Source organism: Rhizobium sp. TAL182 (assembly GCF_002117725.1).
In the GTDB taxonomy this organism is placed as follows: domain Bacteria; phylum Pseudomonadota; class Alphaproteobacteria; order Rhizobiales; family Rhizobiaceae; genus Rhizobium; species Rhizobium esperanzae.
The window spans coordinates 644,421-659,442 of the sequence record NZ_CP021024.1 but is presented as its reverse complement, the minus strand read 5'-3'; the positions used below and the strand labels follow the sequence as shown (position 1 = coordinate 659,442).

Here is a 15,022-nt window from a genome sequence, read left to right as displayed (position 1 = left end):
GGCGATCGGTCACCGCGTTTCGAGTATCCGCATCAACCGGCCGCGATAGCTGTCCAGGATAACGGCAAGCACGATGACGGCGCCGATGACGATCGGCTTAATGTTGTCGTCGGCCCCCAGCAGCTGCAATCCCGTCGACAGCACCTGCAGAATGCAGGCGCCGACGAGCGTTCCGACGATCGAGCCCTTGCCGCCCGAGAGGCTGGTTCCGCCGATGATGACCGCGGCGATCGCATTCAATTCATAGCCGATGCCCGCAACCGGACTGCCGACATTGAGGCGGAGCAGATAGACCATGGCCGCGATGCCGGCGGTCAGGCCGGAGATGGTGAACACCGCGATCTTGTAGCGTTTCGGCTCATGTCCCGACAGCCGCACAGCCTCTTCATTGGTGCCGATCGCGAAGACAAAACGCCCGAACACGGTATAACGCAGCACGAACCAGCCGACGAGGACGACGACGATCGCAATCAGGAAGATCGACGGGAAGATGCCCCAGAAGATCAGATTGCCGAAATCGACGAAGGGCTGCGGCAGGCCGGTGATGGTGGAGTTATCGCTGACGACGCGGGCCAGTCCGCTCGCCACATTCAGCATGCCGAGCGTGACGATGAAGGACGGAAGCTTCCACTTTTCGCAGACCCAGCCATTGATGGCGCCAAGGATCGCGCCGGTGCCCATCGAGGCGAGCGACGCCAGCACGATCGCAGCCCAAGGGGAGAGCCTCGGGTCGATCATGATCGTCGCGCCGATAACCGTGCAAAGGGCGAGCAGCGAGCCGACCGAAAGGTCGATGCCGCCGACCAGGATGACGAAGGTCATGCCCGAGGCGAGTACCGTGTTGATGGCGATCTGCACGAAGATCTTCAGGAAATTCTCCGGCGTGGCGAAATAGGGCGCCGTCGCCGAGAAGAATATGACGATCAGGACGAGGGCGATGGCAACGCCTGCCTCCTTCATCGAGATCCGGATGAGCTTGTCCCAGAAGCCTGTCTCTTTCGCTTCGATCTTGGTTTCAATGTTGCCGGACACGACTGTACTCCTTGTAAGCGAGTGAGAGGATCCTGCTCTCTTCGAATTGATCCCGCGCTATTTCGCCGGCGATCTTGCCGTCCGACAGGACGATGATGCGATGGCAGATGCCGATGAGCTCCGGCAGATCCGAGGATACGACCAGAACGCCCTTTCCTTCGGCGGCAAATTTCCACAGAAGCTCGTAGATTTCCGCCTTGGCGCCGACGTCGATCCCGCGGGTCGGCTCATCGAATATCAGCACCTTGGGACCGCGGAACAGCCATTTGGCGATGACGACCTTCTGCTGGTTGCCGCCCGAAAACGTCCTGACCATCTGGTGGATCGACGGGGTTTTGATGCGCAGCTCGCGCACGAGACGCTGGGCGTGGTCGTTCTCCGCCTTTCGGCTGATCAGTCCCTTGCGGGAGATCTTGCGGAAATCCGTCACCGTGGCGTTTTCCGCGCAGCTCATGTCGAGCATCAGGCCCTGCAGCTTGCGGTCTTCCGTCGCCAGGCACAGGCCGGCGGCAACCGCGTCTTTGGGCGAATTGATCGCAATCGGCTTTCCGTCGACGCGGATTTCGCCGCCGGCTTTGGCGTCGGCGCCGAATATGGCGCGCACCGCTTCCGTCCGGCCGCTGCCGACAAGGCCGGCAATGCCGACGATTTCGCCCTTGGCGACGGAAAAGGACAGTTCCGGGCTGCTGCGCGTCACCTTCAGGCCGGAGACGCCGAGCGCCTCGCCGAACACGGCGCTGTCACTGCGAAAGACGCCGTGATCCGAGAGCGTTCGCCCGACCATCAGCTCGACGATGTCCGGGATGGCCAATCCGGCCAGCGGACGCGTGATGACATGCTGGCCGTCGCGCAGCACCGTGACATCGTCCCCGACTTCGAAGATTTCCTCGAGCCGGTGCGATATGTAAAGCGTCGTTACCCCACGCGCCTTCAGCCGCTTCAGAATTTCGAACAGCCGGTCGACTTCCTTTGAGGTCAAGGTTGCCGTCGGCTCGTCGAGGACGAGCAGCTTGCTTTCATAGCAGAGCGCCTTGGCAATCTCGAGCAGCTGCAACTGCGCGACACTGAGGCGGCTGGCAAGCGTCGTCGGCGCCACGTCGAGGCCGACTTCCGCCAGCAGTTCCGCCGCGCGGCTGTTCATTTTCCGATAATCCACCAGGCCGTATCGGCGCGGAAGATGCTCGAAAAGCAGGTTTTCGGCGACGGTGAGATTGGAAAGCGGATGGAGTTCCTGGTGGATGACGCGGATGCCGGCCTTGAAGGCCTCCAGCGGCGAGCCGGGATGATAGGACTTGCCATCAAAAGTAATGTGGCCGTCATCCGGCTTGAAGACGCCGCCCAGCAGGTTGATCAGGGTGGATTTGCCCGCCCCGTTCTCGCCGAGCAGGACGTGGCCCTTGCCGCGACCGATCCGCATGGAAACATTTTTGAGCGCGACGACGCCCGGGAAGCGCTTGCCGATCCCATCCAGCTTCAAGATGTAGTCGTCTGCTGCGTCTGACACGTCCACCTCGTGCATGATCTGTTTGAAATTCGAGATGGCCACCCTCCGCACAAGACGCAAATCGGGTGGCAGCGGTCAGCGCCGGCTTGGCAGCCGGCGCTTCCTGTGGCCTTAAATCGGCAACCCGATTATTTGAGGTCGCCGGCGGTGACGAGCTTGATGTCGGTCTTGACCCAGCCGGTGAATTTCTCGCCGGCAAGTTCGCGCATACCGTAGTCGATGCCCATGACCGCCATCTGCGCGCCATACTGTTCGACGGTGGCAAGCATCTTACCATCCTTGATCAGCGGCTGCACCGGCGGGATGTTGTCGAAGCCGACGACCTTGATCTTGCCGGCCTGGCCGGTTGCATCGAGCGCCTTGACGACGCCCAGCGCCATCGAGTCGTTGGCGGCCATCACGCCCTGAATATCCTTATACTTCGTCAGGAAATTGGTCATGACGGTGTTGGCTTCTTCCGTCTCCCAATGGGCGGTCTTGCTGTCGAGCAGCTCGAGCTTGCCCGACTTGACGGAGTCCATGAAGCCTTCCTTGCGTTCCTTGGCATTGTCGGCCTCGGGATTGCCCTCGAGGATGACAACCTTCGCACCAGGGCCCAGATCCTTGGCCAGCGCATCGCCGGCGAGCTTGGCGCCTTCGCGATTGTCCGGGCCGAAGAATGCCAGGTCGATACCGGCGGCCTTCTTGGCATCGGCATCGAGCGGCACATCGATGTTGATGACCTTGACGCCCGCCTTGACCGCCTTTGCAAGCGGCGTTGCCATCGCCTTCGAATCGGCCGGGGCAACGACGATGATGTCGTATTTCTGCGTCACGAAGTTCTCGACGGCATCGACCTGAGCGGCAAAATCGCGCTCGTCCTTCATGCCGACCGCCTTGAACTCGAACTTGTCCTTGTTCTCAGCCGCATACTTATCGGCACCGGCCTTCATCTGCTTGAAGAACTCATTGGACAGAGACTTCATGATCAGGCCGACCTTGGGCTTGCCGGCCGCAAAAGCGGGCGACACGCCGCAAGACAATGCGAGCACCAAGGTGCCGGCAAGTCCGAGCTTCAATGCCGCACGGCGCGGCGCATTCATCAGGACGGAATCACGTTTTGTAGAATGGGACATTTCTCTCCTCCGAACGGTTCCGGGCCTATCCTCACCTGAGTGCCTTCGCTGATGAACCGTTTCCAACACCACTTGGGTAACAACGGTCCGCGAGATTGTCAAGACGGCGAAAAATGGGCATATGCCGAAGGAAGAGGCATCCGCCCTGACTTTTTCGAAACTCAACGGTGAACCGTTTCCATTGAATGCCGGCATTCCTCGTGTTATGCAGACGCCGTCAAATTGATCGCGGCCTTTGACGAAGGCGATGGAGACCATTAGCTGAAGCCCGGTCGGGTGCCTCCGCGTCCCCGAGACTGAAATGAAGGGACATGTTCTTCGATTATGCCAAAGGTCGGAATTCGAGACGTTGCCAAACTTGCCGGCGTTTCCACCGGGACCGTCTCGCGGGTGCTGAATGACCACCCCGCCGTGACGGATGAGCTGAGGGCGCGCGTCAGGCGCATCATCGACGAGCTCGGCTATATGCCCGACCCGTCGGCCAGAAGCATGCGCAGCAAGGTCAGCCGGCTGATCGGCATCGTCATTCCCGATCTCACCAACCCGTTCTTCTCGGAACTCGTGCAGTCCGCCGAACAGGCGGCGGCAAGCCATGGCTACAACATCATCGTCATGACGTCGCTTGACGATGCGGCCAAGGAGGCAGACCGGATCGGGCAGCTGACAAGCCGGAAAGTCGACGGCATCATCCTCGTTCCCAGCAATGACTTCCATGCGCTCAAGCTGCCGAAGGGCTTGCCGATCGTCGTCGTCGACCGCCTGATGCCGGGATATTCCGGCATCGCCTCAAATCACCGCGCCGGCGTGCGCCTCGGCGTCGAGCATCTTTTGAAGCTCGGCCATCGCCGCATCGGTTTCATCTCAGGTCCCAGACATTCCGTGCCCGCCAATGACCGTCTCAAGGGTTACCTTGATGCCATGGGGCAGCCCGACGACGGCGGACAAGGTCAAGGGTCGCCGCTGATCGCCGAGGCGGCTTTCGATTATGAAAGCGGACGATCGGCGGGAAACTATCTGCTGGCGCGCGCCCGCAGCGAACGGCCGACCGCCATCTTTGCAAGCTCGGACCAGCAGGCGATCGGCTGCATGAGAGCGGCACATGATCTGGGAATACCGATACCCGCAGCCCTTTCGATCGTCGGATTCGACGGCATCCCGCTCTCGAGCATGACCACGCCGCGGCTGACGACCGTCAAGCAGCCGATTCAGAAGATTGCCGCGGCGGCGGTCGCCGTCCTGTTGAACAGGCAACCGACGCCGGACCTCGACCACCCCATCCTGCTCGCCTGCCAGCTAGCGGAGGGGGAAACGACCGCCCCCCCGCAACCCGATTGAGCGTCGGCGGCAGGCCGCTCGTATAGCTTTCCGTCACCACTCACTCGGAAATGAGCTGCGGATCCGTCGCAACGCGCAGCGATTCCTCCCATCACCACCATGACTACCGCCGGCGCTCCGAGCGTCCGCGTCCGACCTCGCGCCGACATCCTGAGCAGACGAATCCATTTGACGGATATCCTACAAGTGGATATGTCTTTGGCGTCTCCATTGCAGACGGAAATGAGAAACGCATGTCGCTGAAAACTATGAAGCCCCTCACACGTGCGCCTCTTCTCCACGTCTCCGTCCAGGAAAGCCTGCGCGCCTATATCAGTGACAACGGATTGAAGCCCGGCACGCTGCTTCCGGCCGAATCCGACCTGGCGAACCAGCTCGGCGTCAGCCGCAATTCCCTGCGCGAAGGCATCAAGGCGTTGGAATCGCTGGGTGTGCTGGAATCGCGCCGAGGCGTCGGCATCTTCGTAAAGGCATTCTCATTCGAGCCGCTGCTCGACAATCTCGCTTATGGCCTCGGCGGCGCTTTGCGCCAGATCGAAGAAGTGATCGAGATCCGCCGCACCCTCGAAGTCGGGCTGATCGGCAAGACGCTTGAGATGATCGGCGACGACGATATCGCCGAGCTGCGCGCCACGGTGGAGCGCATGCGGGTGCATGCGGAGCGTGGACAATCCTTTGCCGACGAAGACCAGCTTTTTCATACCCTGCTCTTCCGCTGCCAGAACAACGTGACCCTTGCCCGGCTGATCGATGTGTTCTGGCTCGCCTTCTACAAGGCGTCCGATTTCGTCAACCTCGACAATGTCGACCCCGTCGCGACCTGGAGGGATCACGCGGCAATCGTCGACGCCATCGAGGCGAAGGACGTCGCGGAAGCGCAGAAGCGCCTGGACCGCCATTATGACGGCATTTCCCGGGTGATCGCAGCCAACAAGAAAAGTGCAAATCTGGGAGGAGCACAATGAAACGACTGCAAAGACTATCATCGGCCATCGCATTGACTGCTTTGATGGCGACGACCGTTGTCCCGGCCTTCACCGGCCCCGCGCAGGCAGCCACGCTGTCCGGCGGCTTCGATGTCGGGCCCGGCGGTTTCCAGGGTAATTTCAATCCGCTCGCCGCGACGGGCGGCTTCACGTGGCTCAGCGTCTATTTCGAGCCGCTGGTGACCTATGACGAGAAGCTGGAGAAGGTCGTCGGCCAGCTCGCCTCGTCCTACGAGGTCAGCTCCGACCAACTGGCCTACACCTTCACGCTCGCCGAAGCGAAATGGCATGACGGCAAGCCTTTCACGGCAAAGGACGCCAAGTTCACCATCGAACTCGCGAAGAACGCCAAGACCGGCTCCGTTCTGGCGGCGCGGCTGAATGCCGTTTCCTCGGTCGAGGCCAAGGACGACAAGACCCTGGTCATCAAGCTCTCGGCCCCGTCCGCAAGCCTGATGGACACCCTGACGAAGGTGATGATGCTGCCGGAGCACGCGCTTTCGCAGATCCCAGCCGATCAGCTCGCCAAGAACACGTGGTGGTCCACGGCGCCGATCGGCACCGGGCCGTTCAAGTTCAGCAAATATGTCACCGATCAATATGTCGAACTTGTTGCCAACACCGACTACCGGGGCGGCAAACCGGCGCTTGAAAAGATCATCAACCGCTATTTCGCCAATCCGGCAGCGGCGATCGCCGCATTACGCGCCGGCGAGATCCAGTTCACCTATGTTGATTCCAACGATCTGAAGGCCTTCAACGACAATAAGGATTTCCGCGTCATCGAAGGCAACTCCTTCGTCGTCAACTATCTCGGTTTCAACCACGACTCACCCATCTGGAAGGATATTCGGGTCCGTCAGGCGGTGATGTACGCGATCAATCGCGATGCGATCATCCAGAGCCTTTACGGCGGCGCTGCCGAACCGGCAAACTGCGCCTATGTCGCCGATAAGGTGGTGCCGAAAGGCATCGAGACCTATGCCTACGATCCGGAAAAGGCGAAGCAACTGCTGAAGGAGGCCGGCTGGGATGAGATCAACGGCAACAAGCCGATCACGCTTCTGACCTATTACACCACGCCGCTTGCCGCCAATGTCATGGCGGCGGTCCAGGCGATGCTCGCCCAGGTCGGCATCAACGTCACGCCGCGCGCCGTCGACACCCCGACCTATAACAGCATCGTGCTCAACCCCACACCCGACGTCGCGCAGTTCCAGATGGTCTATGCCGGCCTGCAGAACGGCCCGGATCCGGGCAGCATCAATGTCGGCCTCAATGAAAAGCAGATCCCACCGGCGGGCCCCAACGTCGCGCGCGTGCGCATGCCCGTGCTGACGGCCGCTCTCGACGCAGCGCTTGGCGAGACGGATGCCGCGAAGCGTGACGCCCGCTATCAGGACGTCTGCAAGGTGATGAACAAGGAACTGCCCTGGGGTCCGCTGTGGGTGGCGAAACGTTATGGCGTCGCCTCCGCCAGGCTGAAGGACTTCATCTGGACGCCTGCCCCCGGCGGCGGCCCGTACCAGGCGCATCCGGAGAAATGGGCGATCGCCGAATAGGGCGTAACGCATCCTGAGAAGCAAAGGGGCGGCCGGGTCACTGCAGCGCCGCGCGTCTTTCGAGGCGCTGTGGGCCGCCCGCACAGGAATGGATTTCATGCTGAGATACAGTCTCCGGCGCCTGCTGATCGGAGTGGGCATGCTGCTTGCACTGAGCGTACTGATCTTCGCCATGCTGCGCCTCACGCCCGGCGATCCGATCGACGCCTATATCGATCCCAATATTCCGATGTCCTCGTCGGATCTTGCCGAGCTGCGCGCCACGCTCGGACTCGATCAGCCGCTGCCGGTGCAGTACCTTGGCTGGCTGCGGCAGGCGCTGATGGGCAATCTCGGCTATTCGATCAAGCGGCCCGACCAGCCGGTGCTCGGCCTCGTGCTCTCGCGCGTCGGCCCGACAGTGCTCCTGATGGGATCGGCGATTGCGATCGCGATCGTTGCCGGCATCGCGACCGGCATCGTCGGTGCGGTTCGCCGCAATTCCGTCGCCGACCTATCATTGTCTGTCTTCGCAGTCACCGGTATTTCCAGCCCGCCCTTCCTCAGCGCTCTTGTCGGCCTCTATCTCTTTTCGGTCTATTTCAACTGGATGCCCTCCGGCGGCATGCTGACACCAGGCCAGGAATTCTCCGTCGCCGACCTTCTCCATCACCTGATCCTGCCCGCGACATTGCTGGCCGTCGCGCAGACAGCGCTGATCATGCGCTATATGCGCGCTTCCATGCTGGAGGTCCTGAACCAGGACTATGTGCGCACCGCGCGCGCCAAAGGCGTGTTCGAATTCTGGGTCATCACCAAGCATGCCCTGCGCAATGCGCTGCTGCCCGTCATCACGCTGATCGGCTCGACCATCGGCCTTGCGATCGGCGGGGCGATCTTCATCGAAAGCGTCTTCAACTGGCCCGGTATGGGCCTGCTGATGGTCGATGCGGTGGAAGGCCGCGACTATCCTGTCATCATGGGTTCGACGCTCATGATCGGCGCCTGCGTCATCGCCGTCAACCTCCTGACCGACCTCGCCTATGCGGTGGTCGATCCGCGGATCAAGGTGGGCTGAGTGATGCTGGCACGAAGCCCCGCCCGCAGTCCGGGCCCGATCGCGCGCTCCCTGCATCGCTTCCTGCTCAACCGGACCGCCCTGCTTGGCCTCTGCATGATTGCGCTGATGATCGTCGCGATCCTTTCCTATCCGCTGTGGTGGAGCTTCAAGCCCAACGACATCGATCTGCTGGCGATGAATGCCCAGCCGGGGCCGACACACTGGTTCGGCACCGATGGAGTCGGCCGCGACATCCTCGCCCGCGTCCTGGACGGTGGCCGCATTTCGCTGCTGGTGGCCCTCACCTCGACCGTCATTTCCGCCATTATCGGCTTCCTGATCGGCGCCGTCTCGGCGCTTGCCGGCCGCTTGGCGGATGCGGTCACCATGCGTTTCGTCGATCTCGTCATGACGCTGCCGCCGGTCATCTTCCTGCTGGTGCTCGCCTCGATCGCCGGCACCGGCATCTGGCCGACGGTCTTCGTGATCTCGCTGCTCTCCTGGCCTCTGCTGGCGCGAATGGTGCGCTCGCGGCTGCTGGAACTTCGCGAACGTGACTTCGTGATGGCGGCAAGAGGCATGGGGGCGGGCCTGCCGCATCTCCTCCTCCGCCACGGCCTGCCGAATTCGATCGACATCCTCGTCGTCTTCGCGACGCTGCAGATCGCCAATGCCATCCTGCTCGAGGCCGGCCTTTCCTTTCTCGGGCTCGGTATTGCGCCGCCGGCGGCAAGCTGGGGCAACATGCTGAATGCCGCCCGTTCCACCGCCGTACTCGAACAATATCCCTGGCAGTGGCTGTTTCCCGGCGGCTTTCTGGTGCTTGCCGTTCTTGCAATCAACTTCATTGGCGATGGTCTTCGTGATGCCTTCGACCCTCGCGCCGAATTAAACTGACGATCGAAAGAAAGCGAAGATGAGCAAATTCAAGGGTGTCGTTCCTCCCGTCATAACCCCGCTGAACAAGGACTACACCGTCGATTACCCGTCCTACACGCGGGTGCTGGAAAACCTGATCGAGGCCGGTTGCCATGGCCTGTTCGTGCTCGGCTCGACCAGCGAGGTGATCTTCCACGACGAAAAGACCCGACAGGAGATCATCGAGCATTCGGCAAAAGTCATCAACGGTCGCGTACCGCTGATCGTCGGCGTCATCGACCCGACCACCGACAGGGTCATCAACCATGCCAGGACCGCGAAATCGGCCGGCGCCGACGCGGTTGTCGTCACGGCGCCGTTCTATACGGTCACCAGCCAGGCCGAGATCATCGATCACTTCCGCTATATCCGCGATGCCGTCGACGTCCCGCTGATTGCCTATGACATTCCGGTCTGCGTGCATGTGAAACTGCAGCGCCAGACCAGCGTGACGCTTGCGAAAGAGGGAACGATCATCGGCATCAAGGATTCGAGCGGCGACGACGGCAATTTCCGTTACGTGCTGCTCGATCTCGCCGACCACAAGGACGTCTTCCTGATGACCGGCTCCGAAATCGTCGTCGATATGGCGCTGCAGATGGGCGCCCATGGGGTGGTGCCCGGCATCGCCAATGTCGATCCGCATGGTTACGTCAGGCTCTGGAATGCTGCCCAGCGCGGCGACTGGGCCGCGGCCCGCAAGGAGCAGGAGCGGCTCTGCCGGCTCTTCGAAATCGTCTGGGTCGGGGCGGGCCGCGTCAGCGGCGGCGCTGCCGGCATAGGCGCCTTCAAGGCGGCGATGAAGAGCCTCGGCGTTATCGAAACGGCGCTGATGCCGCGCCCGCGGGCGGCGCTCAACGAGGCCGAAACCGCAAGGATCGACGAGATCCTGCGCGCGACCGGCCTGCTTGCCTGATGGATGCCATGCCACAGAGCGCCGCCACCATTCTCGACATCAAGGGGCTGCGGACCGTCTTCCGCATCCGCTCGGGCGAGGTGACGGCGGTCAACGGCATCGATCTCAGCGTGGCTGCGGGCGAGACGCTGGCGCTCGTCGGCGAGTCCGGTTCGGGCAAATCGGTCACCAGCCTTTCGGTCATGCGGCTCCTGACCCGCAATATCGGCGCGATCGCCGCCGGCCGCATCGATCTGAAGCGCAAGAATGGCAGCGTCAGCAACCTTGTCTCACTCGGCGAACAGGAGATGCGCGCCATCCGCGGCAATGATATCGGCATGGTCTTCCAGGAGCCGATGTCGAGCCTCAACCCGGTCTACACCATCGGCGACCAGATTTCCGAGCCGATCCGCATCCACCGCGGGGCGGACCGGAAGGCCGCGATGGATGCGGCGGTCGCCCTTCTCGATAGCGTCGGCATTCCCGATGCCCGGCGCCGCGCCGGTCAATATCCGCACGAGCTCTCCGGCGGCATGCGCCAGCGCGCCACGATCGCCATGGCCCTCGCCTGCGACCCGACGCTGCTGATCGCCGACGAGCCGACGACGGCGCTCGACGTCACTATCCAAGCACAAATCCTGGCCCTCCTGCAGAGGCTGCAGCGCGAGCGCGGCATGGCCATGCTCTTCGTCACCCATAATCTCGGCGTCGTCGCCGAAATCGCGCATCGGGTGGCGGTGATGTATGCCGGGCGGATCGTCGAGACCGGGCCAGTGGCCGAGGTTTTCCGCAATCCGAGACATCCCTATACGATCGGCCTGATGGCCTCGATGCCGAAACTCGGCGATGCAAGCCGGATGAAGCAGGCGGGTGAAAGGCTGGCGGCCATTCCTGGCGTCGTGCCGAGCCTGATGAACATGCCGGCCGGATGCGCTTTCCAGCCGCGCTGCAAATTCGCCATCGACGCCTGCCGCCTGGCTGTGCCGCCGCTTGCCGAGGTCAATCCGCGCCACCAGAGCCGCTGCATTCGCTGGCAGGAGATCCGATGAGCGAACCCCTTCTCTCCGTCCGCGGCCTTGGGAAACATTATACGTCCCGCGGGACCAGACTGACCATTCTGCAGGCCGTATCCTTCGATATCGGCAAGGGCGAGGTCGTCGGGCTGGTCGGCGAATCCGGCAGCGGCAAGACGACGATCGGCCGATCGGTCCTGCGGCTGGTCGAGCCGTCGGCCGGCAGCGTCCGCTTCGATGGCGCCGAACTCACCACCTTGTCCTCATCCGAAATGCGGCGTCTGCGGCCGCGGATGCAATATATTTTTCAAGACCCGTTCGCGAGCCTGTCGCCGCGCATGACGATCGGCGAAATCCTGACCGAGGGATTGAAGATCCAGGGCCTGGGGACGGCAAGAGAGAGATTGGAACGCGCCCGCCGGGCGCTCGAACAGGTCGATCTTCCGCCGGAGGCTGTCAACCGGTACGCCCACGAATTCTCGGGCGGCCAGCGGCAGCGGATCGGCATCGCCCGCGCGCTGACGCTCGCGCCGGAATTTATCGTCGCCGACGAGCCGGTCTCCGCACTCGATGTCTCGATCCAGGCACAGGTGATCAATCTTCTGCGCGACCTGCAGCAGCGCCTTGGTCTGACCATGCTGTTCATCAGTCACGACCTCGCCGTGGTCGAATATATCTGCGACCGGGTGATCGTGCTCTATCTCGGCCGGATCATGGAAATCGCGCCCAGTGCCGAGCTTTATGCCAGGCCGCTGCATCCCTATACGCGGGCGCTTCTCTCTGCGATCCCCTCGCCCGATCCCGATGCGCCGCGCGATCGCCAGATCCTGAAGGGCGATATTCCGAGCCCCGCCGATCCGCCGAGCGGTTGCGTCTTCCGCACGCGCTGTCCGAACGCCCTGCCCGCCTGCGGCGAGACCGTGCCGGAGCTGCGCAAAATGCAGCCCGGGCATTTCAAGGCCTGCATCCGTGATGACCTGAACTGAAGGACGTGCGATGACCACCACAACCCGCCGCCACCCGATCGCGGGCAACTGGGCTAGCCTGCTGCTACCGATCGCCGAAGACGACAGCATCGATTTCGAAAAGCTCGCCGAGGAAATCGACATACTGATCGCCGCCGGCGTCGACGGCATCTATTCGAACGGTACGGCGGGAGAATTCCACAATCAGACGGAAGCCGAGTACGAGCGAATTCAGGACGTGTTGGCGTCGCGTTGCCGCGCGGCCGGAATGCCGTTCGTCATCGGCGCCTGCCAGCCGGATCCGATCATCATGCTCGATCGGCTGCGCCGCGCAACTCTTCATAAGCCATTGGCGATCCAGGTGATCCTTCCCGACTGGTGGCCGCTCACCAATCTCGAAGCCACCGATTTCCTGAAGCGCGCATCGGAGGCGGCGGAAGGAATCCCGTTCATCCTTTACAATCCGCCGCATGCGAAACGTGTCCTGTCGCCAGCCGAGCTCCGTGACGTTTGCGGTCCCTGCCCGTCAGTGGTCGGGATGAAGATCGCCGATGGAGACGACGCCTGGTATGCGCAGGCACGAGCGCATCTTTCCGAATTTTCGCTGTTCATTCCCGGCCACCATCTCGCAACCGGCATAAAGCAGGGCGTTGCTGCCGGGGCGTTTTCGAATGTTGCCTGTCTTCATCCCTGCGGCGCCCAAGCCTGGACAGAGCTGATGCACCGGAATCTGGACGCAGCGCTTGATATCGAAAGCCGCATCTGCGCCTTCATGGACGATCACATCGTCCCGTTTCGCCGTGACCGCGGCTATTCAAATGCCGCGCTCGACAAACTGCTCGCTGCGATCGGCAACTGGGGTCCGGTCACCACCAGGCTGAGATGGCCTTACCGCTTTATCGACGAGCAAGAAGCGGCAAGTCTGCGCGATCATGCGCGCATGATCATCCCGGAGCTCTTCGCTCAGTAGGTGACAAGACGGGGACCGAACGGAGCCCTGCCGGATTATGCCGGAATGCGGGCGATGACCTTGATCTCAAAATCGAAGCCCGCCAGCCAGTTCACGCCGATCGCGGTCCAGTTCGGATAGGGCGGCTTGCTGAAAATCTCCTGCTTGACGGCCATGATCGTTTCAAACTGGTTCTCGGGATCGGTATGGAACGTCGTCACATCCACTATGTCGTCAAAGCTACAGCTTGCAGCTTCCAGTGTCGCCTTGAGATTTTCGAAAGCCAGCCGGACCTGACGCTGGAAGTCCGGTTCAGGTGTTCCATCGGAACGGCTGCCGACCTGGCCGGAGACGAACAGAAGATCGCCGGTTCGGATGGCGGCCGAATAACCATGGTCCTCGTAAAGGGCATGTCTGTTCGCCGGAAAGATTGCTTCGCGTCGGTTCATTGTCGATCTCGCTTCCTCATCGTTGATAAGACACCGCCAGCGCAGCAGGGCTTTGCAAGAGCTTCACAGATCGCCTCGCCATGTGATATACGGTGCGTATGTGAAATAATCGCATACGCACCGTATGTCAACATTATATACGGCCCGTATGTGAAATTGGAGATGAGATGGCAAAGAAACGCAGCGAGACGATGGAGGAAAATCGTGTGAAGCTGATCGCGGCTGCCCGAAAGGCCTTTGCCGAGAAGGGATATGCCGCCGCTTCGATGGACGAGTTGACTGCCGAAGCCGGCCTGACGCGGGGAGCGCTCTACCACAACTTCGGAGACAAGCGTGGGCTGCTTGCCGCCGTTGTCGATCAGATCGACACGGAAATGGCGTCGCGCGCAAAGGAGATCGGCGCCCGCGCGAGCGATGATTGGCAGGGCCTGCTCGCCGAGGGCGCAGCTTATATCGAAATGGCGCTTGATCCGGAGGTCCAGCGCATCGTCCTGCTCGATGGGCCTGCCGTGCTGGGCGATCCTTCACAATGGCCGAGCCAGAGCAGTTGTCTTCAGGCAACCAGGCAGACAATCGAGCGCCTGATCGTCCAGGGCGCCCTCAAGCCGGTCGACGCGGAAGCAGCCGCCCGGCTGCTCAACGGCGCTGCGCTCAATGCCGCCCTCTGGATCGCGGCGAGTGACCGGCCGCAGGATGTGTTGCCAAGAGCTGTCGAGGCCTTCGACGCCTTGGCTGCCGGCCTTCTCAAGACGTCCGCGTGAGCTTCCGAGATACTGGCGGCAAACTGGGAATCTTGTTGGGGGAGATGCAGTGCGGATTGGCTCACACCATCGTCTGTCACCAATAGCTCCCGAAAACCAGAAGAATTGCGCCGACCGCGATGACAACCATCGCCGGCCAGTTGCGCGCCAAGCTGAGGAACCTCAGGCCTTGGCGCCGCGGTTCGAGCGTGGCGCCGCCCTGCGGCATCAGGTGGGGATCACTCGGCTTTCGACGAAGCGCCGGCCGAAGGAGAAAAAGAAGGCCGCCGATTATGAGCGCGGCACCAATCAGAACTGCCCACATCGTCGCCTCCGCCGGGGACACGGATGTGAGTTAAACCGCATCCGGCCTCAATTGTTCCGTAACATGCTCAAATCGCCCGCGACGCGCAGGGCGGCATACCCTCGAGCGGCTTCCGTTAAAAGGTGAACCGCTCTAAAGGGATTTGTCACCGCCTGAGCAAACATGTATTCGAACTCAAAAATCCTTGCCTGACCG

Annotated in this window: 15 protein-coding genes; 10 read left to right on the top strand and 5 right to left on the bottom strand. The window is 61.9% G+C overall.

Annotated elements, in window-relative coordinates:
• Nucleotides 1-9: 9 nt before the first annotated feature.
• The 3 genes from Tal182_RS03320 to Tal182_RS03310 all read right to left on the bottom strand — a co-directional run bounded on the left by Tal182_RS03320 (nt 10) and on the right by Tal182_RS03310 (nt 3,651).
• Nucleotides 10-1,032 carry an ABC transporter permease gene (locus Tal182_RS03320; RefSeq protein WP_016734809.1) on the bottom strand — a complete coding sequence of 341 codons (1,023 nt, stop codon included), beginning with the start codon at nt 1,030-1,032 and terminating at the stop codon, nt 10-12.
• Nucleotides 1,016-2,551 carry a sugar ABC transporter ATP-binding protein gene (locus Tal182_RS03315; RefSeq protein WP_085860802.1) on the bottom strand — a complete coding sequence of 512 codons (1,536 nt, stop codon included), beginning with the start codon at nt 2,549-2,551 and terminating at the stop codon, nt 1,016-1,018. The genes Tal182_RS03320 and Tal182_RS03315 overlap by 17 nt, the downstream gene beginning before the upstream one ends.
• Nucleotides 2,552-2,664: 113 nt before the next feature.
• Nucleotides 2,665-3,651 carry a sugar ABC transporter substrate-binding protein gene (locus tag Tal182_RS03310; RefSeq protein ID WP_085858063.1) on the bottom strand — a complete coding sequence of 329 codons (987 nt, stop codon included), beginning with the start codon at nt 3,649-3,651 and terminating at the stop codon, nt 2,665-2,667.
• A gap of 324 nt (nt 3,652-3,975) precedes the next feature.
• Between Tal182_RS03310 and Tal182_RS03305 the strand changes: the two genes are divergently transcribed.
• The 9 genes from Tal182_RS03305 (at nt 3,976) to Tal182_RS03265 (ending at nt 13,334) form a co-directional block, all read left to right on the top strand.
• A complete protein-coding gene (locus tag Tal182_RS03305; RefSeq protein ID WP_085858062.1) occupies nt 3,976-4,986 on the top strand; it encodes a LacI family DNA-binding transcriptional regulator in 1,011 nt (336 codons plus the stop codon).
• Between the two features lie 233 nt (nt 4,987-5,219).
• Nucleotides 5,220-5,951 (top strand): FadR/GntR family transcriptional regulator, encoded by a 732-nt coding sequence (locus Tal182_RS03300; RefSeq protein WP_085858061.1) that lies wholly within the window; start codon nt 5,220-5,222, stop codon nt 5,949-5,951.
• Nucleotides 5,948-7,534, top strand: a complete 1,587-nt coding sequence (locus tag Tal182_RS03295; RefSeq protein WP_085858060.1) for an ABC transporter substrate-binding protein — start codon at nt 5,948-5,950, stop codon at nt 7,532-7,534. Before Tal182_RS03300 ends, Tal182_RS03295 begins: the two co-directional genes overlap by 4 nt.
• 97 nt (nt 7,535-7,631) lie before the next feature.
• Nucleotides 7,632-8,591: an ABC transporter permease gene (locus Tal182_RS03290; RefSeq protein WP_085858059.1), complete on the top strand. Its 960-nt coding sequence runs from the start codon at nt 7,632-7,634 to the stop codon at nt 8,589-8,591.
• Nucleotides 8,592-8,594: 3 nt separating this feature from the next.
• Nucleotides 8,595-9,470, top strand: a complete 876-nt coding sequence (locus tag Tal182_RS03285; RefSeq protein ID WP_085858058.1) for an ABC transporter permease — start codon at nt 8,595-8,597, stop codon at nt 9,468-9,470.
• Between the two features lie 19 nt (nt 9,471-9,489).
• Nucleotides 9,490-10,407, top strand: coding sequence for a dihydrodipicolinate synthase family protein (locus Tal182_RS03280; protein WP_085858057.1), 918 nt, complete (start codon nt 9,490-9,492; stop codon nt 10,405-10,407).
• An 8-nt stretch (nt 10,408-10,415) separates the two neighbouring features.
• Nucleotides 10,416-11,435 (top strand): ABC transporter ATP-binding protein, encoded by a 1,020-nt coding sequence (locus Tal182_RS03275; protein ID WP_085860801.1) that lies wholly within the window; start codon nt 10,416-10,418, stop codon nt 11,433-11,435.
• Entirely contained in the window at nt 11,432-12,385 is a 954-nt protein-coding gene (locus tag Tal182_RS03270) for an oligopeptide/dipeptide ABC transporter ATP-binding protein (RefSeq protein ID WP_085858056.1), read from the top strand. Before Tal182_RS03275 ends, Tal182_RS03270 begins: the two co-directional genes overlap by 4 nt.
• Nucleotides 12,386-12,395: 10 nt before the next feature.
• Nucleotides 12,396-13,334 (top strand): dihydrodipicolinate synthase family protein, encoded by a 939-nt coding sequence (locus Tal182_RS03265; protein WP_064800630.1) that lies wholly within the window; start codon nt 12,396-12,398, stop codon nt 13,332-13,334.
• A 35-nt stretch (nt 13,335-13,369) separates the two neighbouring features.
• Here Tal182_RS03265 and Tal182_RS03260 read toward each other — a convergent pair whose 3' ends face one another.
• Nucleotides 13,370-13,762 carry a RidA family protein gene (locus Tal182_RS03260; protein ID WP_085858055.1) on the bottom strand — a complete coding sequence of 131 codons (393 nt, stop codon included), beginning with the start codon at nt 13,760-13,762 and terminating at the stop codon, nt 13,370-13,372.
• Nucleotides 13,763-13,929: 167 nt separating this feature from the next.
• Here Tal182_RS03260 and Tal182_RS03255 point away from each other — a divergent pair, with 167 nt between their 5' ends.
• Complete coding sequence (locus Tal182_RS03255; RefSeq protein ID WP_085858054.1) at nt 13,930-14,523, top strand: TetR/AcrR family transcriptional regulator; 594 nt, start codon at nt 13,930-13,932, stop codon at nt 14,521-14,523.
• A 76-nt stretch (nt 14,524-14,599) separates the two neighbouring features.
• Here Tal182_RS03255 and Tal182_RS03250 read toward each other — a convergent pair whose 3' ends face one another.
• Nucleotides 14,600-14,827, bottom strand: coding sequence for a hypothetical protein (locus tag Tal182_RS03250; RefSeq protein ID WP_064800627.1), 228 nt, complete (start codon nt 14,825-14,827; stop codon nt 14,600-14,602).
• Nucleotides 14,828-15,022 lie beyond the last annotated feature (195 nt).